This is a genomic window from Actinoplanes oryzae (assembly GCF_030757795.1).
Taxonomy (GTDB): Bacteria; Actinomycetota; Actinomycetes; order Mycobacteriales; family Micromonosporaceae; genus Actinoplanes.
In genome coordinates, this window is record NZ_JAUQWH010000078.1 from 20,849 (window position 1) to 40,846 (window position 19,998).

At 71.4% G+C, this 19,998-nt stretch carries 18 protein-coding genes; 6 read left to right on the top strand and 12 right to left on the bottom strand.

Features of this window, described 5'->3' with window-relative positions:
* The first annotated feature begins 83 nt into the window (after nucleotides 1-83).
* Both RBH18_RS24060 and RBH18_RS24065 read left to right on the top strand, forming a co-directional pair.
* Nucleotides 84-1,166: a Glu/Leu/Phe/Val family dehydrogenase gene (locus tag RBH18_RS24060; RefSeq protein WP_306211560.1), complete on the top strand. Its 1,083-nt coding sequence runs from the start codon at nucleotides 84-86 to the stop codon at nucleotides 1,164-1,166.
* A 318-nt stretch (nucleotides 1,167-1,484) separates the two neighbouring features.
* Complete coding sequence (locus RBH18_RS24065) at nucleotides 1,485-1,700, top strand: DUF3073 domain-containing protein (protein WP_306211562.1); 216 nt, start codon at nucleotides 1,485-1,487, stop codon at nucleotides 1,698-1,700.
* Between the two features lie 640 nt (nucleotides 1,701-2,340).
* Here RBH18_RS24065 and amcA read toward each other — a convergent pair.
* From amcA to RBH18_RS24090, 5 genes are all read right to left on the bottom strand, one after another.
* Nucleotides 2,341-2,559 carry a multiple cyclophane-containing RiPP AmcA gene (amcA, locus tag RBH18_RS24070; RefSeq protein ID WP_306211563.1) on the bottom strand — a complete coding sequence of 73 codons (219 nt, stop codon included), beginning with the start codon at nucleotides 2,557-2,559 and terminating at the stop codon, nucleotides 2,341-2,343.
* The gene (gene amcB / locus RBH18_RS24075; protein ID WP_306211596.1) at nucleotides 2,528-3,631 is read right to left on the bottom strand and encodes a cyclophane-forming radical SAM peptide maturase AmcB; all 1,104 of its coding nucleotides are present in this window, start codon (nucleotides 3,629-3,631) and stop codon (nucleotides 2,528-2,530) included. Before amcB ends, amcA begins: the two co-directional genes overlap by 32 nt.
* A 200-nt stretch (nucleotides 3,632-3,831) precedes the next feature.
* Nucleotides 3,832-4,983, bottom strand: a complete 1,152-nt coding sequence (purM, locus tag RBH18_RS24080) for a phosphoribosylformylglycinamidine cyclo-ligase (RefSeq protein ID WP_306211566.1) — start codon at nucleotides 4,981-4,983, stop codon at nucleotides 3,832-3,834.
* A 204-nt stretch (nucleotides 4,984-5,187) separates the two neighbouring features.
* Entirely contained in the window at nucleotides 5,188-6,798 is a 1,611-nt protein-coding gene (purF, locus tag RBH18_RS24085; protein ID WP_306211569.1) for an amidophosphoribosyltransferase, read from the bottom strand.
* 71 nt (nucleotides 6,799-6,869) lie between these two features.
* The gene (locus RBH18_RS24090) at nucleotides 6,870-7,232 is read right to left on the bottom strand and encodes a sterol carrier family protein (protein ID WP_306211571.1); all 363 of its coding nucleotides are present in this window, start codon (nucleotides 7,230-7,232) and stop codon (nucleotides 6,870-6,872) included.
* A 241-nt stretch (nucleotides 7,233-7,473) separates the two neighbouring features.
* On the opposite strand from RBH18_RS24090, the gene RBH18_RS24095 reads away from it, so the two are divergent.
* Both RBH18_RS24095 and RBH18_RS24100 read left to right on the top strand, forming a co-directional pair.
* Entirely contained in the window at nucleotides 7,474-9,543 is a 2,070-nt protein-coding gene (locus RBH18_RS24095) for a carboxypeptidase-like regulatory domain-containing protein (RefSeq protein ID WP_306211573.1), read from the top strand.
* Between the two features lie 173 nt (nucleotides 9,544-9,716).
* A complete protein-coding gene (locus tag RBH18_RS24100) occupies nucleotides 9,717-10,181 on the top strand; it encodes a GNAT family N-acetyltransferase (RefSeq protein WP_306211575.1) in 465 nt (154 codons plus the stop codon).
* A gap of 123 nt (nucleotides 10,182-10,304) precedes the next feature.
* On the opposite strand, the gene purL is transcribed toward RBH18_RS24100, so the two are convergent.
* From purL to purS, 3 genes are read right to left on the bottom strand one after another with little or no spacing between them, the layout of a single operon-like run.
* Complete coding sequence (gene purL, locus RBH18_RS24105) at nucleotides 10,305-13,091, bottom strand: phosphoribosylformylglycinamidine synthase subunit PurL (RefSeq protein ID WP_306211577.1); 2,787 nt, start codon at nucleotides 13,089-13,091, stop codon at nucleotides 10,305-10,307.
* Complete coding sequence (gene purQ, locus RBH18_RS24110; protein WP_306211579.1) at nucleotides 13,088-13,798, bottom strand: phosphoribosylformylglycinamidine synthase subunit PurQ; 711 nt, start codon at nucleotides 13,796-13,798, stop codon at nucleotides 13,088-13,090. Before purQ ends, purL begins: the two co-directional genes overlap by 4 nt.
* Nucleotides 13,795-14,061, bottom strand: coding sequence for a phosphoribosylformylglycinamidine synthase subunit PurS (gene purS / locus RBH18_RS24115; protein WP_306211581.1), 267 nt, complete (start codon nucleotides 14,059-14,061; stop codon nucleotides 13,795-13,797). Before purS ends, purQ begins: the two co-directional genes overlap by 4 nt.
* 283 nt (nucleotides 14,062-14,344) lie before the next feature.
* Between purS and RBH18_RS24120 the strand changes: the two genes are divergently transcribed.
* The gene (locus tag RBH18_RS24120; protein WP_306211583.1) at nucleotides 14,345-15,028 is read left to right on the top strand and encodes a S1 family peptidase; all 684 of its coding nucleotides are present in this window, start codon (nucleotides 14,345-14,347) and stop codon (nucleotides 15,026-15,028) included.
* A 50-nt stretch (nucleotides 15,029-15,078) separates the two neighbouring features.
* Here RBH18_RS24120 and purB read toward each other — a convergent pair whose 3' ends face one another.
* Genes purB through RBH18_RS24135 form a run of 3 tightly spaced genes read right to left on the bottom strand, consistent with a single transcriptional unit; the run spans nucleotide 15,079 to nucleotide 18,259 of the window.
* Nucleotides 15,079-16,500, bottom strand: a complete 1,422-nt coding sequence (purB, locus tag RBH18_RS24125) for an adenylosuccinate lyase (protein WP_306211585.1) — start codon at nucleotides 16,498-16,500, stop codon at nucleotides 15,079-15,081.
* Nucleotides 16,497-17,729, bottom strand: a complete 1,233-nt coding sequence (locus tag RBH18_RS24130) for an MFS transporter (RefSeq protein WP_306211587.1) — start codon at nucleotides 17,727-17,729, stop codon at nucleotides 16,497-16,499. Before RBH18_RS24130 ends, purB begins: the two co-directional genes overlap by 4 nt.
* Nucleotides 17,726-18,259: an ArsR/SmtB family transcription factor gene (locus tag RBH18_RS24135; protein ID WP_306211590.1), complete on the bottom strand. Its 534-nt coding sequence runs from the start codon at nucleotides 18,257-18,259 to the stop codon at nucleotides 17,726-17,728. The genes RBH18_RS24130 and RBH18_RS24135 overlap by 4 nt, the downstream gene beginning before the upstream one ends.
* A 130-nt stretch (nucleotides 18,260-18,389) precedes the next feature.
* Between RBH18_RS24135 and RBH18_RS24140 the strand changes: the two genes are divergently transcribed.
* The gene (locus RBH18_RS24140) at nucleotides 18,390-18,842 is read left to right on the top strand and encodes an SCP2 sterol-binding domain-containing protein (RefSeq protein ID WP_306211591.1); all 453 of its coding nucleotides are present in this window, start codon (nucleotides 18,390-18,392) and stop codon (nucleotides 18,840-18,842) included.
* A gap of 239 nt (nucleotides 18,843-19,081) precedes the next feature.
* Here the strand turns inward: RBH18_RS24140 and purD are convergent.
* Nucleotides 19,082-19,998, bottom strand: a 917-nt coding sequence (purD, locus tag RBH18_RS24145) for a phosphoribosylamine--glycine ligase (protein ID WP_306211594.1), incomplete at its 5' end; no start/stop codon positions are given.

The following is a 19,998-nucleotide window of genomic DNA, read 5'->3' on the forward strand; positions in this document are numbered from 1 at the left end:
GGCTGCGTCTTGTCCGGTTACCCCACCGGCGCACGCGTCCGCCTCACGAGGGCGGCACACCCGACCACCAGGAGAGAACAGTCATGGGCGTGTTCGTAAGCAGTGCCGGCCCGGACGCCGCCGGGCACGAGCAGGTCGTCTTCTGCCAGGACCGGCACACCGGCCTGCGGGCGATCATCAGCATCTACTCGACGGCCCTCGGGCCCGCGCTGGGCGGGACGAGGTTCTACCCGTACGAGAGCGAAGAGGCCGCCGTCACGGACGCGCTGAATCTGTCGCGCGGGATGGCGTACAAGAACGCGCTGGCGGGGCTGGATCTGGGCGGCGGCAAGGCCGTGATCTGGGGCGACCCGGCGCTGGACAAGTCCGAGGCGCTGCTGCGGGCGTACGGGCGGTTCGTGGAGACCCTGCGCGGCCGCTACTACACCGCGTGCGACGTCGGGACGTACGTGCCGGACATGGACGTGATCGCGCGCGAGACCAAGTACGTGACCGGGCGCAGCGTCGAGCACGGCGGCGCCGGCGACTCCTCGGTGCTCACCGCGTGGGGCGTCTTCCAGGGCATGCGGGCCGCCGCCGAGCACACGTGGGGCAGCCCGACGCTCGCCGGACGCCGGGTCGGCATCGCGGGCCTGGGCAAGGTCGGCAAGTACCTGGCGGGTCACCTGATCGAGGACGGCGCCGCGGTGGTCGCCACGGACGTGAGCGCGGCGGCGCTGGAGTGGGCGCGGACGACGTACCCCCAAATCGATCTTGTCGCGGACACCCAGGCGCTCGTCACCAGCGACATCGACGTCTACGCCCCCTGCGCCCTCGGCGGCGCCCTCAACGACGACACGGTGGCCGCGCTGCGCGCCAAGGTCGTCACCGGCGGGGCGAACAACCAGCTCGCCCACCCCGGCATCGAGAAGCAGCTGGAGGAGCGCGGCATCCTCTACACGCCGGACTACGTGGTCAACGCGGGCGGGGTGATCCAGGTGGCCGACGAGATCGAGGGCTTCAACTTCGAGCGGGCCAAGCTGCGCGCGACCAAGATCTTCGAGACGACCGGCAAGATCCTGCGGCTTGCCGCGGACGAGGGCGTGCCGCCGGCGGTGGCCGCGGACCGGCTCGCCGAGCGGCGGATGGCCGAGGTCGGCCGGTTGCGGAGCATCTACCTCGGGTGAGTCCGGCCTTCGCCCCGCCCCGCCTCACCGGTGCGGGCTTGTCTCCACCGCTGGGGGCGGCTGTCCTTTCCGGTGCAGCCTGCCTTTACCAGTGCAGCCTGCCTTTACCGGTGCGGCCTGCGGGAGGGCGGACGTTTGGGGCTTTTGTACGCCGTCGCGCGTCAGGTCCGCGACATGCCGCGACGCGCGACGGTGGTACACGTAACCCGAGGTGCCGAAGGCGGCGTCGTCCATGTACCGTAAGACCCACGAGAGATGCCTGACGTCATCGGGGCCCGCCTTCGGGCTGCCCCGAATTCTGTGCGAGGGGGTCGAGCCATGGGGCGCGGCCGTGCTAAGGCCAAGCAGACGAAGGTGGCCCGGGAGTTGAAGTATCACTCCCCGAACACCGACCTCACCGCCTTGCAGCGCGAACTGGCGGGTGCCACGAAGTCCGATCATCGCTTCGACGACGACAACGATGAGTTCGTCGACGACGATGACGACGACGCGGACGACGAGCAGGACCGCTGGTCTTCGCCACCGAGGCGCTGACTCGTATCGACGACCCCGCTAACGCCGAGCACGCGGCTTCCCGCGTGCTCCCGTGTGTCGCGGTCGTTCCGTAGGTCCATGATGCTCACGCGGGTTCCCCTCGTGGGCATCATGGTCTGCGCGTAGTCGATCCTCGGTTCTCCGCATCCGTCCGACGCCGGATCCCGGCCGTTGGTCAGCGCCAGTCGCTGACCAGCGTCACCCGGGGCACCGGCGCCGGTGTGCTGCGCTCATGCCGGCAGCGGGCCGCTCGCGCCCGCCGTCGGCTTCCGTGCTCCCGTGTCGCTCTGGCGTGCCCTGCTCGGGCGGCTACGAGCGCGGCCTCCGGCCGGGCGTGGGCGGTGCGGCGGGCGCAGTGGATGCGGCGGTCCGGGTGGGGACGGGTACGGGTGTGGGCGCTCGACCAGCCGGGTCGAGCGCTTCTTCAGCATGCCCACGATTCGAGGCAGCCCGCCGTTTCCTCGGCAGGCCCACGATGCGCGGCAGGTCCGCGCTTTCTCGTGCGCGCCCGATGCGCGGCAGATCCATGCTTTCTCGCGCGCCCCGATGCGCGGCAGGTCCACGCTCAGCGGGCGGACGTCGTTCCGCGTCGCCCCGCGGTTTTGCTCGCCGATGCAGCGTTTTGTGGAGCGCGGGACGGTCAGCGGGGACGGTTGTTCCAGTTGTAGAAGGTCGGGATGTTCTCGAAGTGGTTCCAGGCGCAGACCGCGGACCCGTCCGCCGGCGTCTCGGCGCGCCGCCGCCGGGCCTCCTCGGCCTCCTCGAGCAGCTCGGCCAGGCCCGCACGCGTCTCGCGCACCCGGGCCGTCACCGGATCGGTCTCCGGCTCAGACGGCCGTGGGCTGGTGGTCTCGGGCATGATCGAGCACTCCTTCGAGTAGACGGATCTTGCTGTTGCGGCAGTGGTCCGTCGTCGTCACGTCGAACCGCCCGTGCTCGAAGTAGCGGTTGGCCGCGTGGGCGCCCCCGCAGAAGCCGAAGTACGGGCACTGCTCCCGGCACGCCTCCACCCCGTCGAGGAACTCGCCGATCCAGGGCGTCCCGGCGGCCTCCTGCAGGATCGCCGTCAGCGGGGTCGCCAGCACGTTACCGCTGCTGAAGTCGCCGTAGCGGGGATCCGAGAAGCCCGCGAGCTCCGGTGAGAGCAAGACCACACTGCCGTCGTGGGCCACGGTGGGGATCGGGTCGAGGCGGCGGGGTAGCAGGGCGTCGGCCGTGCCGTCGAGGACTGCGGCGGCGTATCGGAGCGACCACTCGATCTCGCGGAGGTGAATCCTCGGGTCGCGCCGCCACGCCGCGACCAGCTCCGCCCAGAAGCCGGTGACGTCCCGCTCGGGGTGCCTGTTGGCGCGGGTGTTGACGCCCTCGAGCTCCTCGACGTTGATGCCGAGCACCTCGCACCCGAGGTCGAGGAAGTAGTCGTAGAGCTCGGTCGCCAGCCCCGGCTGCGGCCGGGCGACGACACACAGAGCCGAGTACGGGATGCCGTGGCGCCGCAACGCCGCCGCGCCCCGCATGATCCGGTCGTAGGCCGGCCTTCCGCCCCGGGTCACGCGCTCGTGGTTCCGCGCCTCCGGGCCGTCCACGCTGACGCTCACCCGGATGTCCCGGCCGGTGAAGAACTCGCACCACGCGTCGTCGATCAGCGTGGCGTTGGTCTGGACGTGATGTTCGACCTCGGGCCCGAAGGGCTCCAGCAGCGCCGCGAAGTGCTCACGCCCGGCGGCCAGGGGCTCGCCGCCGTGCCAGACGACGGAGAAGCGCCCCTCGCGGGCCCATTCGTTCACCGGGCCGGCGACGGCGGCGGCGACTTCGACGCTCATCCGCCGGTCCACCCGCCGGAACGGTAGGTAACAGTAGGAGCAGTCGAGATTGCAGAGCGTGGTGGGCTGCATGACGACGTAGGTAGGGACTGTGGCGATACCGCGCATACCCGTCCAGCGCGTGCCCAAGGTCTCACCTCCCCGTCATCCTCGGCTGCGGTCCGTCCGCAGCCGTGCGCCCTCCCCCTCCATCCAAGAGTTCCGTGTCAAGACATCGAAGCATACGAATCATTGCACAGCGCCTCCGGCCCGGGCCGGGCGGCAAAAACGGGGCCCTACCGGGCCCCGTCCAGCTCCTCCCGGCGGGCTCAGCCGCGGGTGTACTGCCCGACCATCTGGACCTCCTGGCTGCCCTCGATGACCTCGCCGACCTGCCAGGCCTCGACGCCGCGGCCAGTCAGGTAGGCCATCGCGCGGTCGGCGTCGTCGGCCGACACGATCGCGAACATGCCCACGCCCATGTTGAACGTGGCCTCCATGTCCGAGTCGTCGATCCGGCCCTTGGCCTGGATGAGGTCGAAGATGGGCTGCGGGCGCCAGGTCGAGCGGTCCACCACGGCGTCGAGGTGCTCGGGCAGGACCCGGACCAGGTTGCCGGGGATGCCGCCGCCCGTGACGTGGCAGAAGGCGCGGGTGTCGGTCTCCTCGATCAGGCCGAGGCAGTCCTTCGCGTAGATCTTGGTGGGCGTGAGCAGCTCCTCGCCCAGGGTGCGCTGCCCGCCGAAGTCGTCGACGACCGTGTCGAGCCGCATCCGGCCCGCGCCCAGCAGGACGTGACGGACCAGCGAGTAGCCGTTGGAGTGCAGGCCGGACGAGCGCATCGCGATGACGGCGTCGCCGAGCTCCACCTTGTGGGCGCCGAGGATCTCGCTCTCCTCGACCACGCCGACGCCGGTGGCGGACACGTCGTACTCGTCGGGGCGCATCACGCCGGGGTGCTCGGCCGTCTCGCCGCCCAGCAGCGCGCAGCCCGCGTAACGGCAGCCGTCCGCGATGCCGGCGCCGATCTCGGAGATCCGGTCGGGCACGACCTCGCCGGTGGCGATGTAGTCGAGCAGGAACAGCGGCTCGGCGCCGCAGGCCACGAGGTCGTCGACGACCATGGCGACCAGGTCGATGCCGATCGTGTCGTGGATGTTCATCTGCTGGGCGATGACGAGCTTGGTGCCCACGCCGTCGGTCGAGCTGGCGAGGATCGGGCTCTTGTACTTCGTCATGTCGAGCTTGAAGAGGCCCGCGAAGCCGCCCAGGTCGCCCATGACCTCGGGCCGCGTCGTTTTCTTGACCTTGGACTTCAGCAGCTCCACGGCCTGCTCACCGGCGTGGATCGAGACGCCCGCGTCCGCGTACGTCACCGTGCGCTTACGGCCGGTGCGGCCCGCGCCCGCCGACCACGGGCGGTCGCCGCCGCCCTCGGCGCCGTTGGATCCGGCACTGTTGCGCTCGGACACGTGCGTCACGCTTCTCCCCTTAGGTGGTGCTGCCTCGGCTGGGCCGCTCTTTGTCTGACGTCGGGACGGCACGGATCGTTCCGGCCCTCTCGACCCTAAGGCCGAGTCCCGTCCGGCCCCAAGCCGACGGCGGGCTGACCTCGACGATCAGCCGCCGCCGACCCGGAATCGGCACGACTTGACGACGCTGCGCCCGCACTCGGGCGCACGCCGTTACGGGCGGTGCAGGGCGTCGACGCCGCCCGGGCTGCCCACGAGAGGCTGGGCGGTGCTCCGCTCACCCTCCGCGTACTGCTCGTCCTCGTACTCCTGCTCGAGGCCCGCCACCGCGGCGCTCGTGGCCGCGGCATCGGCGGCCGGCATGCTCGCCCGCTTGCCGACGCTCTCCAGCAGGTGCTTGCCGATGAGGTGACCGGCCGGCAGCTCGATCGGATATTGCCCGTCGAAGCACGCCATGCACAGCCGCGACTTGGGCTGCTCGGTGGAGAGCACCAACTCCTCCAGCGAGATGTAGCCCAGGCTGTCCGCGCCGATCGAGCGCCGGATGCCGTCGATCTCGAGCCCGTTGGCGATCAGCTCGGCGCGGGTGGCGAAGTCGATGCCGTAGAAGCAGGGCCACTTGACCGGCGGCGACGAGATCCGCACGTGCACCTCGAGGGCGCCCGCCTCGCGCAGCATCCGGATCTGGGCGCGCTGGGTGTTGCCGCGCACGATCGAGTCGTCGACGACCACGATGCGCTTGCCGCGGACGACCTCGCGCAGCGGGTTGAGCTTGAGCCGGATGCCGAGCTGCCGGATCGTCTGCGACGGCTGGATGAAGGTGCGCCCGACGTAGGCGTTCTTCATGAACCCCTCGCTGTACGGGATCCCCGACTCCTCGGCATAGCCGATCGCGGCCGGGATGCCCGACTGCGGGACGCCGATGACCAGGTCGGCCTCGACCGGGTGCTCCTTGGCGAGCCGCCGGCCGACCTCGACACGGGCCGCGTACATGTTGCGGCCGGCGATCGTCGTGTCGGGGCGCGCCAGGTAGACGTACTCGAAAAGGCAGCCCTTGGGCTCGGGGGTCGCGAACCGGCTCGAGCGCAGGCCGTGCTCGTCGATCGCGAGGATCTCGCCGGGCTCGACCTCGCGGACGAAGCTGGCCCCGACGATGTCCAGCGCGGCGGTCTCGCTCGCGACCGCCCAGCCCCGCTCCATGCGGCCGAGCACGAGCGGACGCACGCCCTGGGCGTCGCGGGCCGCGTACAGCGTGCCCTCGTCCATGAAGACGAAGCTGAACGCGCCCCGCAGGCGCGGGAGCACCTCCATGGCCGCGGCCTCGACCGACAGGTCGGGACGGCTCGCGAGCAGCGTCGTCACCATCGCGGTGTCGGAGGTGGCGTCGCCGATCTCCAGCCCGCGGTCGTTGATCTCGCGCACCAGCTCGGCGGTGTTGACCAGGTTGCCGTTGTGAGCCAGGGCGATGGTCGTGCCGGCGGTCGTGGCGCGGATCGTGGGCTGGGCGTTCTCCCAGTTGGACCCGCCGGTCGTCGAATAGCGGGTGTGGCCGATCGCCAGGTGCCCGCGCAGGCTCGCCAGCGTCGGCTCGTCGAAGACCTGCGACACGAGGCCGAGATCCTTGTAGACCACCACGCCGGAGCCGTCACTGACTGCGATGCCCGCCGCCTCCTGGCCGCGGTGCTGCAGGGCGAAGAGCCCGAAGTATGTGAGTTTTGCGACCTCTTCCTCGGGCGCCCAGACACCGAAGACGCCGCAGGCATCCTGGGGTCCGCGGTCCTGGGGGTCGAGATCGTCGGTCAACCGGCCGTCGCCTCGGGGCACGCGCTTGCTCCCTCATGCTGATCTGCTGGGCTTGCTGGTCCGACCGCCAAGTGTACGCGGCCTCCGGCGCATCAGCCCTGGTGCACGGGGAGGTACGGGGTGAGATCAGTACGTATACCGCTGGCCCGGACCCGGCCCGAACTGACCGCATTTGCCCAGCTCAGCCGCCCTGTGGCGACGAGCAGCCAGGTCATCGGATCGGTCTCCACGACGTTCGGCGGGGTGCCCCGGGTGTGCCGGGGACCTTCGACACACTGAATCGCACCGAAAGGTGGAATACGGACCTCCACCGATCGGCCGGGCGCCCGCCGCGCGAGCTCCGCCAGCAGTGCTCGCACAGCGTCACGAAGCACCGGGCGCTCGGGTTCGCCACCCTCGTCCAGCGCGTCCAACGCCTGCCGAACCGACTCGGATTTATTGTGCGCAGAAGACACGTCGGGACAATACGACCCGGCATTCGGCCACAACCCGGCGGCCCTGACTCGCGCGAAAGTCATCCGACAGGGCATAGTGGCCGACGGTGTGTACTCGCCGTGGGATCAACGGCCTCCTCCGAGGCGCCAGGGGACCCGCGCGAACCGGAAGGCGGTGGACGTGACAACGCACCTACGAGCCCGGGCTGTCCAGGCCGGTGCGTTCCTGGCGTTGGCAGGCGGACTGATCCTTGCAGCCCCCGTGGCTGCCCTGGCGAAGGACCCCCAGGTCGCGATCACCAACCTGTCGTCGGGAGACCTCCCCTCCGGTGGTTCGACCACCATGTCCTTCCAGGTCACCAACAGGAACACGCTGGGCGAGGAGGGCTCCGAGGAGACCTCCGCGACCGTCGTCGTCAACGGCAACGGGCTGAACTGCAACGGCGACTGCAACACGACCAAGACGATCACGCCGGGCGCCAACCAGACCTATCAGGTCACGTTGAAGGCGCCGACCGTCGAGGCCGGACAGACGAAGTCGTTCAACGTGCAGATCACCGCCACCATCGGCGGCGACGACGCGAGCACCAGCCGCACGATCACCGTGCGCGGCGCCGACAAGCCCAAGTCGGTCAACCGGGTCAGCGGCAAGGTCCGCGACCAGGACGGCAAGGCCGTCTCGGGCGCCGAGGTCGGCCTGCGCGACAGCAGCGGCAACGTGTTCAACACCACGTCCGACGGCGACGGCTCCTATTCGTTCCGCTCCTCGGACAGCAAGCCCATCGCCCCCGGCAACCTCGCCGTCGGAGCGGTCAAGTCCGGCTACGAGCAGACGCTGGTCAACGCGGACGGCTCCGCCAACCAGTCCGTCAACGTGCCGCTGGTGATCAAGCTCGTCGCGGCCCCGGCCACGTCCAGCCCGTCCCCCTCCCCCTCGGTCAGCAGCTCCCCGACCGAGGAAGCGAGCGAGGAGGTCACGGACGAGGCGACGGAGGAGGAGAGCCCCGCGGCGGCCGCCCCCGACACCGAGCAGACGTCCGGCGAGGACGGTGGCTCCGGCTCGACGATGTTCATCATCCTGGGCGTCCTGCTCGTCGCGGCCGGCATCGGCGCGATCGTCCTCGTCATGATGCGCCGCAAGAACCAGGGCGGCGACGACGAGCTCGGCAGCGACGCCCCGGGCGGCGGTCCGGTCCCGGCGGCCTCGGGCGGTTTCGCCGGCGCCGACCAGACGCGCATCTCGGCCCCGGTCGGCGAGGGCCGGGTCAGCGACGCGACGATGATCGCCCCGCGTTCAGGGGCACCGTCCATCGCGGACGCGCCCACCATGATCCACAAGCCGGCGCCCGCCGCGCTCGACGACGAGTTCCCGGACCCGTACGGCGCGCCGCTCCCCCAGAACGGTGGAGCATGGAACGCCGCCGGCGCCGCGGTGCCCGCGCAGAGCAACGGCTACGACGAGGGTTACGACGGCTACGACGAGCAGGCTGCCTACAGCGGCGGCGGCCAGCAGCAGCCGCAGCAGCGTTACGACGAGGCCACCGGCATGTTCCGGCCCGAGACCGACGCCTTCGACGAGCGTGACGGCGGCTACGGCGGCAACCAGGGCTACGACGACGGCTACGGGCAGGACAACGGCGCGTACCAGGGCGGCGGCACGTACGGCGGGAACGGGGCCCAGGGCGGGGGCTACGGCTCCTGGAACGAGTCCGACGAGGACGCCGGCAACGGATACGGACAGCAGGGCGGCGGCACCTACGGGGGCGGCGGCCAGGGCGGCACCTACGGGGGCGCGCAAGGCGGTAACGGGGCTCAGGGCGGCGGCACCTACGGCGGGCAGCGCGGTGGGGGCACGTACGGCGGCGGTGGCACCTACGGCGGCGGCAACGGCGCGTCGGGCGGGGGCTACGGCGGCGGCGCTCCGGGCGGTTACGAGCAGGGCGGCTACGGCGACGACGGTTACGAGCAGGGCGGCGCCTACGGGGGCGGTCAGGGCGGCGGCACCTATGGGGGCGGCGGTCAGGGCGGCACCTACGGCGGGGGCGCTCCGGGTGGCGGGACCTACGGCGGCACCGGTGGCGGGGCCGGCGGTGGCGGCACTTACGGCGGCGGTCAGGGCGGTGGCGGTCAGGGCGGTGGCCCGGGCGGCGGAGCGTACGGCGGCGGCACCTACGGCGGCGGCCAGGGCGGCGGCTCCTACGGGGGCGGCGGCTACGGCGAGCAGGACGACTACGAGCAGCGGGGCGGCTACGGCGACGAGGGCCGGCGCGGGGCGCCCCGGCAGCAGCCGCCGCAGGGCAGTAGGTCCGGGCCGCGCTGGGGCGACGAGTAAGCACGTCGTCCCGTTCGGGGCCGGTCGGCGAGCACCGCGCCGGCTGCCACGGGTCGCCTGCAGCTTGATTGACCGAGAGCCGGTTCCGTCGATGTGACGGGGCCGGCTTTCTCGTGCGCTCCGGCGCCGAAAGCGGTCGTGACCGGTGGCGGCCGGGCGCTAAGGTCCGGCGCATGCGGTTGGAAGCGCCGACGCCGGCGAACTACGAGGCAGCCCTCGCCCTGTCCGTCCGGCCCGATCAGGAGGACCTGGTCGAGCCGGTGGTGAAGTCGCTGGCGGAGGCGTACGTGTTCGCCGAGTACGCCTGGCCGCGCCTCATCTACGACGGGGATCGGCTGGTCGGCTTCCTGATGGCGTTCCTGGACATTCCGTGGCGGCCGGAGAGCGACCCGGACGACGTGCGGTCCGGGCTGTGGCGCCTCACCATCGCCGCCGGCGAGCAGGGCAAGGGGTACGGCCGCTACGCCGTCGAGGCCGTGTGCGCCAAGATCCGGGAGCGGGGCGGCAGCCGGGCCTACGTGACGTGGGAGCCGCGCCCCGGTGGGCCGGAGCAGTTCTACCTGAAGCTCGGCTTCTCGGTGACCGGCGAGCAGAGCGGCGGCCAAACGGTCGGCGTGCTCGACCTGCCAAGGCCGTGACGACCTCCCGAGACCGTGACCACGACCGGGCGCAGGCTGAGAAGCCCGAGGCCGGGCGTTGACGACGAACGCCACGGCTGACCCGATCAAGAGCCCGCCGTGGCGTCGTCAGGAAAAGCGGTGTCAGTCCTGCGCGGGCTTCTCCGCGTCGGCGGCCTTGTCGGCCGGGGCCGGAGCCTGCGCCGGGGTGCCGTCGACCGGTCCGCCCGGGAGCGAGGCCGCCGGCTCGGAGCCGCCCGTCGAGGCCGCCGGGATCTCGGCCACCTCGGCAACCGGTCCGTCCTCGCCCGCCGCCGAAGCGCCGCCCGGAGCGGAAGCGCCGGCCGAAGAGGAAGCGTCGGCCGGAATCGAAGCGCCGGCCACCTCCGAAGCGCCGGCCGCCTGCGTGGAGCCGACCGCCTCCGCGGAAGGAGCGCCCTCCGCGGGAGCCGCCTCAGCGGGCGCGGCGAGCGACGTGGACGTGAAGCCCGGGTCGGCCGTGGCGGAGATTGCGGAGACCGAGGCCACCGTCGCCGACTCGGCGCCCAGCTCGGCCGGCCCACCGAAGAGGCGGCGCATCGTGCCGGTGAAGGCGGTGCGCAGCTCGTCGAGGCCGATCGAGAACTGGTCCTCGATGTCGAGCACCTGCTCCTCGGTGGTCACGCCGAGGGCGGTGACCGGAACGCCGTGCTCCTCCGCGAGGGCGCGGAACGCCGTCTCGTGGCCGCGGGGCACGACGACGAGCGCGCGGCCCGCCGACTCGCTGAACAGCCAGACGAACGGGGCGGTGCGGGCGTCGCCGGGGAGGGTGACCTTGGCGCCCACGTTGCGGCGCAGGGCCGACTCGACGAGGACCTGGGAGAGGCCGCCGTCGGAGAGGTCGTGCGCGGCGACGACGAACTCGCGCTCGGCCGCCTGGGCGAGCAGCTTGCCGAGGCGCTGCTCGGCGGCGAGGTCCACCTTGGGCGGGCGGCCGCCGAGGTGACCGTGGGTGACCCACGCCCACTCGGAGCCGGACAGCTCGTTCTCCGTGGTGCCGAGCAGGAAGAGCAGGTCGCCCTCCGCGCTGGGCGGCGGCGGGAAGCCCATCGGCACCCGCTTGGCCACGTCGTCCAGGATGCCGAGGACGCCGACCACCGGGGTGGGGTGGATCGCGGCGGCGCCGGTCTGGTTGTAGAAGCTGACGTTGCCGCCGGTAACCGGGATGCCCAGCTGCTGGCAGCCGTCGGCGAGCCCGCGCACGGCCTCGGCGAACTGCCACATGACGGCCGGGTCCTCGGGCGAGCCGAAGTTGAGGCAGTCGGTGACGGCGACCGGGTCGGCGCCGGTGACGACAACGTTCCGGTACGCCTCGGCGAGCGCCAGCTTGGCACCCTCGTACGGATCGAGGCGCGCGTAGCGCCCGTTGCCGTCGACCGACAACGCGACGCCCAGCCCGGTCTTCTCGTCGATGCGCAGGACACCGGCGTCCTCGGGCTGCGCGAGCACCGTGTTGCCCAGGACGTAGCGGTCGTACTGCTCGGTGACCCACGTCTTGTCGCAGAGGTTGGGCGAGGCGATCATCCGCAGGACGGTCTCGCGCAGCTCCTCCGGCGAGGCCGGGCGGGGCAGCGTCTCGGCCCGGTCGGCCTGCAGCAGGATCAGGTCGCCGGGCTCGCGGATCGGCCGGGCGTAGACCGGGCCGTCGTCGGCGAGCGAGCCCGGGGGCACGTCCACCACGACGTGGTCGTTCCAGCTGATCACCAGGCGGCCGGGCTCACCCTCGGTCTCGCTCGGGGTGACCTCGCCGATCGCGGTGGCCCAGACGCCCCACTTCTCGGCGACGGCGAGCACCTCGTCGAGCTTCTCCGGGTTGACGATGAGGAGCATGCGCTCCTGCGACTCGCTGGCCAGGATCTCGGTCGGCGACATGGACGCCTCGCGCAGCGGCACCCGCTCCAGCCACACCCGCATGCCGGTGCCGGCGGCGGCGGCCGTCTCGGTGAGCGCGCAGGTCAGGCCCGCGCCGCCGAGGTCCTGGATGCCGGCGACGAGGCCGGCGTCGTAGAGCTCGAGGCAGCTCTCGATGAGCAGCTTCTCCATGAAGGGGTCGCCGACCTGGACCGACGGGCGGCGCTGCTCGGCGCCCTCGTCGAAGGTCGCGGAGGCCAGCACGGAGACGCCGCCGATGCCGTCGCGGCCGGTGCGCGCACCGAGCAGCACGACGATGTTGCCGACGCCGGCGGCCTCCTTGTGCTGGAGGCGCTCGACCGGCAGCACGCCGATGCTCAGCGCGTTGACCAGCGGGTTGCCCTGGTAGGTCGGGTCGAAGACGATCTCGCCGCCGATGTTGGGCAGGCCCAGGCAGTTGCCGTAACCGCCGATGCCGGCGACGACGCCGGGCAGCACGCGCGCGGTGTCGGGGTGGTCCGCGGCGCCGAAGCGCAGCGGGTCCATGACCGCGACCGGGCGGGCGCCCATGGCGAGGATGTCGCGCACGATGCCGCCGACGCCGGTCGCCGCGCCCTGGTAGGGCTCGACGTAGCTCGGGTGGTTGTGCGACTCGACCTTGAACGTGACGGCGAGGTCGTCGGAGATCTGGACCACGCCCGCGTTCTCCCCGATGCCGGCGAGCATGCGGGTGTTCTTCGGGGCCTTCTCACCGAACTGGCGCAGGTGCACCTTGCTCGACTTGTAGGAGCAGTGCTCGCTCCACATGATCGAATACATCGCCAGCTCGGACGCGGTGGGGCGGCGGCCGAGGATCTGGCGGATCCGCTCGTACTCGTCGTCCTTGAGCCCCAGCTCGGTGTGGGGCTGGATCTCCTCCGGCGTCTTGCTCGCCTGCTCGACGGTGTCGATGTCGCCGGCCAGCACATCGGTCGCGGCGAAGGCCGTGGCGGAAAGCTTGGCCTCCCCGGCGCCGGTCACGGTGTCGGGCTGGGTGGTCATCGAGTCGCTCCCCCTGTGAGCTGCCCGCCCGCGGCTCCGGCCAGGTGCCGCAGGGCTGAGGTGAAGAAGCCGAGGCCGTCGAGGGAGGGGCCGGTCAGCGCCTCCACCGCGTGCTCCGGGTGCGGCATGATGCCGACCACGTTGCCCGCCTCGTTGGTGATCGCGGCGATGTCGCGCTGCGAGCCGTTCGGGTTGCCGCGCGTGTACCACGCGACGATGCGGCCCTCAGCCTCGAGCGCGTCGAGCGTCGCGGTGTCCGCGACGAAGCAGCCCTCACCGTTCTTGACGGGGATGAGGATCTCCTCACCCTCGGTGAACGAGTTGGTCCACGCCGTCTTCGTCGTGCCGATCCGCAGGTGCTGGTCGCGGTTGCGGAAGTGCAGGTGCTGGTTGCGGGTGAGGGCACCCGGCAGCAGGTGGGCCTCGCAGAGGACCTGGAAGCCGTTGCAGATGCCGAGCACCGGCAGGCCGCCGCGGGCGGCGTCGACGATGGTCTCCATGACCGGCGCGAAGCGGGCGATGGCGCCGCAGCGCAGCGCGTCACCGTAGGAGAAGCCGCCGGGCAGGACCACCGCGTCGACGCCGTGCAGGTCGGCGTCGCCGTGCCAGAGACGAACAGCCTCGCCGCCGGCGATGCGCACCGCGCGGGCGGCGTCGCCGTCGTCGAGGGAACCGGGGAAGGTGACGACTCCGATGCGCATGGTCACGCGCTCACGGGGGCAGCGTCGCCGGTCTGCTCCTCCACCCGGATCGAGAAGTCCTCGATGACCGGGTTGGCGAGCAGCTTGTCGGCGATCTCGCGGGCGGTGGTGAGGTCGGGTTCACCGGCGAACTCGATCTCGATGCGGCGGCCGATGCGCACGGAGGAGACGTCGCTCACGCCGAGCCTGGGCAGCGCATTCGCCACTGCCTGGCCCTGCGGATCGAGGATCTCCGGCTTGAGCATGACGTCGACGACGACGCGAGCCACGGGCACTCCTGACTGTTGGCGCGCAGTTGGATGGCCCTCGAAGGGGCGAGCGTCAGAAGCCTACCTTGTGCGACTGCCGATCAACTTCTCGCCCGGTGTCGGCAGCCCGACCGAACAGCCACTGAGCAGGGCATCTCGACGGTGATCTCCACCACGGACGGGGACGGTCATCACACCGTGATAGGTACCGGATGACGTGTAGTCACACCGCCGGATCGGACCGTAGCGTGCCTCGACAAGAGTCGATGTCACCCCGCATCGACCGATCCGGAAGGAGCCCGGCGTGCGCATCCGCACCGTCGTCGCCTCACTTGCCGCCGCCCTGACCGGCGCGCTGGCCGTACCCTCCGCCGCCCTGGCCGCGGACGACGGCCCTCAGAAGATCATCGGCGGGTCCACCGTCGCCTCGGCGCCGTGGGCGGCCGCCGTGTTCAGCAACGGCAGCTTCACCTGCTCAGGCACCATCATCTCGGCCAACTACGTGCTCACCGCACGGCACTGCATCAGCGGCACCATGTCGGTCCGGATCGGCAGTGTCAACCGCACCTCGGGCGGGGTGACCCGTACGGTCTCGTCGACCGTCACCCAGAACGACCTGGCCCTGATGCGGCTGAGCAGCTCGGTCTCGACGACCTACATGCCGCTGTCGAGCTCCTACCCGCCGGTCGGCTCGACCAACTCGATCTACGGCTGGGGCATGACCTGCTACAGCGGCTGTGACGCCTCCACCGTGCTGAAGACCGCGACGGTCCAGGTCACCTCGACCAACCAGGTCGACGCCTACGGCGGCCGCGCGATCGGCAGCTACGAGATCAGCGGCAACGCGTGGCGCGGCGACTCCGGTGGCCCGCAGGTCTACAACGGCGCGCAGGTGGGTGTCGCCTCGACCGCCAACGGCACGACGAGCCAGTACTACGGCAGCGTCGCCTACAACCGCAGCTGGATCACGTCGGTCGCCGGCGTCTGATCCGAGGTGGCAGGCCGGCCCATTCCCCCAGGGGCCGGCCTGTCCTCGCGTCAGAGGATCGGCGCGGGGGCGTAGGCGGCGGCCGAGGGGTCGGCCTCGACGATGGCGGCGATCCGCGCGACCACGGCCTCGACCTGCGCCGGTGCCGTGCCCACGAAGGCCGCGCGATCGGCGACCAGGGAGTCGATCTCGGCGCGCGAGAGCCCGAGCCGCTCGTCGCCGGCGAGGCGGTCGAAGAGGTCGTTCTCGGCCAGGCCCTTCTCCCGCATGGCGAGCGCCACGCCCACGGCGTGCTCCTTGATGACCTCGTGTGCCACCTCGCGCCCGACGCCCTTGCGGACGGCCGCGACCAGGATCTTCGTGGTGGCGAGGAACGGCAGGAAGCGGTCGAGCTCCCGGGCGATCACCGCCGGGTACGCCCCGAACTCGTCGAGCACGGTCAGGAACGTCTGGAACAGCCCGTCCGTGGCGAAGAACGCGTCGGGCAGCGCCACCCGGCGGACCACCGAGCAGGAGACGTCGCCCTCGTTCCACTGGTCGCCGGCCAGCTCACCGACCATCGACAGGTAGCCGCGCACGATGACCGCGAGACCGTTGACACGCTCCGACGAGCGGGTGTTCATCTTGTGGGGCATCGCCGACGAGCCGACCTGGCCCGGCTTGAAGCCCTCGGTCACCAGCTCCTGACCGACCATCAGCCGGATCGTGGTGGCCAGCGACGAGGGGGCCGCGACGACCTGCGCCAGCGCGGAGACCACGTCGAAGTCGAGCGACCGCGGGTAGACCTGGCCGACGCTGGTCAGCACCCGCTCGAAGCCCAGGTGCTCGGCGACCTTGCGCTCCAGCTCGGCCACCTTGGCGGCGTCGCCGTCGAAGAGGTCCAGCTGGTCGGCGGACGTGCCGACCGGGCCCTTGATGCCGCGCAGCGGGTAGCGGCCGATCAGGTCGGTCAGCCGCTCGTACGCGATGAGCAGCTCCTCCGCGGCGCTGGCGAACCGCTTCCCGAGCGTCGTCGCCTGCGCCGCGACATTGTGCGAGCGACCGGTCATGACAAGATCGCTGTGCGTCACGGCGAGCTCGGCCAGCCGGGCGAGGGCGGCGACGATCCGGCCGCGGATCAGCTCGAGCGACGCACGGATCTGCAGCTGCTCGACGTTCTCGGTGAGGTCCCGGGAGGTCATTCCCTTGTGGATGTGCTCGTGCCCGGCGAGCGCGCCGAACTCCTCGATGCGCGCCTTGACGTCGTGCCGGGTGACGCGCTCACGCTCCGCGATGCTCGCCAGGTCGACGTCGTCGACGACCCGCTCGTACGCCTCGACGACCCCGTCGGGCAGCGCCACGCCCAGGTCGCGCTGCGCGCGCAGGACCGCGAGCCAGAGCCGGCGCTCCATCCGGATCTTGTCCTCGGGCGACCAGAGGGCCACGAGGTCGGCGGAGGCATAGCGGCTGGCGAGGACGTTCGGGATGCTCACGCGGCCAATTCTTCCACGGGCGCGTTCCCGTGCCGGAGGGTACGCACGTCCCGGCTCGCCACCATCGCACCCACCGCGACCACCACCAGCACGGCCGCCCCGACCAGCGTCGCCTCCACGCCGACGGCCTCCGCCACCGGTCCCGCCGTGATCTGCCCGACCGGGATCGCGAGGAAGGACCCCACCATGTCGTACGAGTAGACGCGCGCGAGCCTGTCGGCCGGCACATGCTCCTGCATCGTCGTCTCCCACGCGACGCTGAACTGCTCGATCATGAGTCCCGCGACAAACATCGCCCCGAGCAGCGGAACGATGTGCGGCACGACGCCCAGTGCCAGCATCGGCAGGGCGAGGAACGCCGTGCTCACCGCCCCGAAGAACAGCATGCGCCGGACCCGGAGCCGCATGGCGACGATCGCTCCGAGCGCCATGCCGAGCGTCTGCGCACCGAGGACCACGCCCCACAGCTGTCGTCCGATCGTGTCGTCCGCGATGACCGGGCCGAGGACATTGATCCCGCCGCTCAGGCATGCGTTGATCACCATGAAGGCGAGGACAACCACCCACAGCCAGGTACGCGACCGGAACTCCGTCCAGCCCTCGCGCAGCTCGACGAAGATGCCGGCCCGGGCCTTGACGGCGGATCGCACAGTGCCGGGACGCAACCGCGCGAACAACAGCGCCGCCACCAGGAAGCAGCCCGCGTCGACGGCGATGCCCCAGCCGGCGCCCGCGACGGCGACGAGGATGCCGCCCAGGGGTGCGCCGAGGATCGCCGCCCCGTTGAAGCACAGCCGGTTGAGGGCGTTGGCCTGCTGGCGGAACTCCGCGGGCACGAGCTCGGGCAGGATCGCCGACGAAGCCGGCAACGCCAGGGCGCTGACCATGCCGTTCAGGGCGGCCAGCAGGATCAGGAGCGGGACGGTGGCCGTACCCGAAAGAACGAGGAGCGCCACGGCACCCTGCGTGACCGCCGCCGCGCCGCTGGACCCGACCATCAGCAGATAGCGCGGCAGCCGATCGGCGAGAGTCCCGCCGAAGAGCAGGAAGAGGACATTGGTGAGCACGCGGGCGCCGACGACGAGCCCGAGATCGCTCGCGGACCCGGTCAGGTCGAGCACGGCGAAGGCGAGGGCGACGGGCGCCACGGCACTGCCGAGGGCGTTGACCGTACGGCCGGCGAGCAGGAAGCGGTAAGGCTTGATGCGCAGTGGCGCCAGCACGCTCACTTGTCCTCCATCCGGAACATGGCGATCGTGGTGCTGGTGCGGACGGTTCCCGGCGTACGGGGGGCCTGTGCCGCCGCGTGCAACGCCGTGCTGGCCTCGATGATCTTGTCCCGGACCTCCTGGTACGCCTCCGGAGTGACCCACAGCTCGGCATCGGTCACCGTGCTGCCGGTCGTCAGGTCCGCCTCGGCGGTCCGCCGGATCAGCTCGTTGGCGAACGCGACGAGCAGCCCGCGTTGCGCCTCGGTACCGGCGCCGACCTCATTGCCCGGCTCCCGTTCCCGTTCGGCGTGGTAGCGGTAGCGCTTGGCCACCCCACCCCGGATCCGCTCCTCGCCGTCGGGGACGACGAGGCCGCCGTGCAGCAGGTTCCGCAGGTGATAGCTGGCGTTGGCGTGCGTGAGCCCGAGCTCGCGAGCCAGCTCGGCGGCGGTCATCGAGGCGCCGGTGAGCAGGGACAGGATCTGGAGGCGTACGGGATGGGCCATGGCGCGGAGCGCGGCTTGCCTCTTGTCACCTTCCAAAGACATGTTGGGGAGTCTAGGACGGGGCGGCCCTCACTGTCCAATACTTATTGGGGGGCTGAGACACTGCGGTTTCCCAGTGGCGGTCGCTAGGGTTACTCGTGAGTAGGACTGGCGCTCAAAACGGAAGGTCACGATGACTGATTTCAGCCCCGAGACGCTCGCCCAGATCGGCCCGAAGGAGTTCACCCAGCTGGTGAAGTCGACGCCGGACTCGAAGATCACCGAGATCATGGGCGCCGAGGGCCGCGGCAAGATCCTCGACGAGGTCTTCAGCCGGATGCCCACGCTCTTCCGCGCGGATCGCGCCGGCGCCACCCAGGCAGTCATCCACTGGAACATCACGGGCGGCCCGGGCGGCACCACCGACACCTACGAGACCGTCATCGAGAACGGCGCCTGCACCGTCACCAACCAGCCTGTCCGCGAGCCCAAGCTCGCCATGACCATGGACCCGCTGACCTTCCTCAAGGTCGTCTCCGGCGACGGCAACCCGATGATGATGTTCATGACCGGCAAGATCAAGGCCAAGGGCGACCTGGGCCTGGCCGCCTCGGTCGCCAAGCTCTTCGACATCCCGAAGGGCTGACCCCTCGCAACGTCGCCGTCCCGGGGTCCTCGAGGACCCCGGGCCGGTTCACGTTTCAGTTCTGACAGCGCATCGCAGGCCGTCCCGATGGAAGCGGATGGCCTCACGCATCTCCGCGATCGCCCGCTCGCGGGAATCGCCCAGCGCAACGCACCCCGGCGGGTCGGGCGACCACGCACCGAACCCGCCGCCCTCAGCACCTCAGACAGGCACCGCGTGGGCGCTTCCCGTCGGTGGGATCAAAGGGTGATGCGGCCCTCGACGGCGGCGAGGGCGATGTCGGTGCGGTGGTGGGAGCCCTCCAGCTTGATGCTGTCGACCAGCGCGTACGCCGCCGAGCGCGCCGCCGCCAGGTCGGCGCCCGTGGCAGTCGCGCTCAGGACGCGGCCGCCCGCGGAGACCAGGGTGCCGTCGGCGGTGCGGGCGGTGCCGGCGTGGATGACGCCCGGCTGCTCGCCACCCTCGATGGGGTCGCCCGTGCGGGGGGTGCCCGGATAGTTGTGGCTGGCGATCACGACGGTGACCGCCGAGCCGTCGCGCCAGGTCAGGGGCGGGAAATCGGCGAGGGCGCCCGTGGCAGCCGCGTGGAGGAGCTCGGCCAGGGGCGTCTCGAGGAGGGCCAGGACGACCTGGGTCTCGGGGTCGCCGAAGCGGGCGTTGAACTCGATGACCTTCGGGCCGGCCGGGGTCAGGGCGAGGCCGACGTAGAGCAGGCCCGCGAACGGGATGCCGCGCTTGCGCATCTCGGTGAGGGTCGGCTCGACCGTCTCGGCCAGGACGCGGTCGACCAGGTCGGCCGGCGCCCAGGGCAGCGGGGCGTAGGCGCCCATGCCGCCGGTGTTGGGGCCCTCGTCGCCGTCGCCGGCGCGCTTGAAATCCTGGGCCGGCATGAGCGGGACGGCCGTGGTGCCGTCGGTGACCACGAAGAGCGACACCTCGGGGCCGGAGAGGAACTCCTCGATCACGACCTGGCCGCACTCGTCGGCGTGCTGGGCGGCGACGGTGAGGGAGTCGGTGACCACGACGCCCTTGCCCGCGGCGAGCCCGTCGTTCTTGACCACGTAGGGCGCGCCGAACTCGGTCAGCGCCGCGGTGACCTCCTCGGCCGTCGAGCAGGCGAAGGCGCGGGCGGTGGGCACGCCGGCGGCGGTCATGA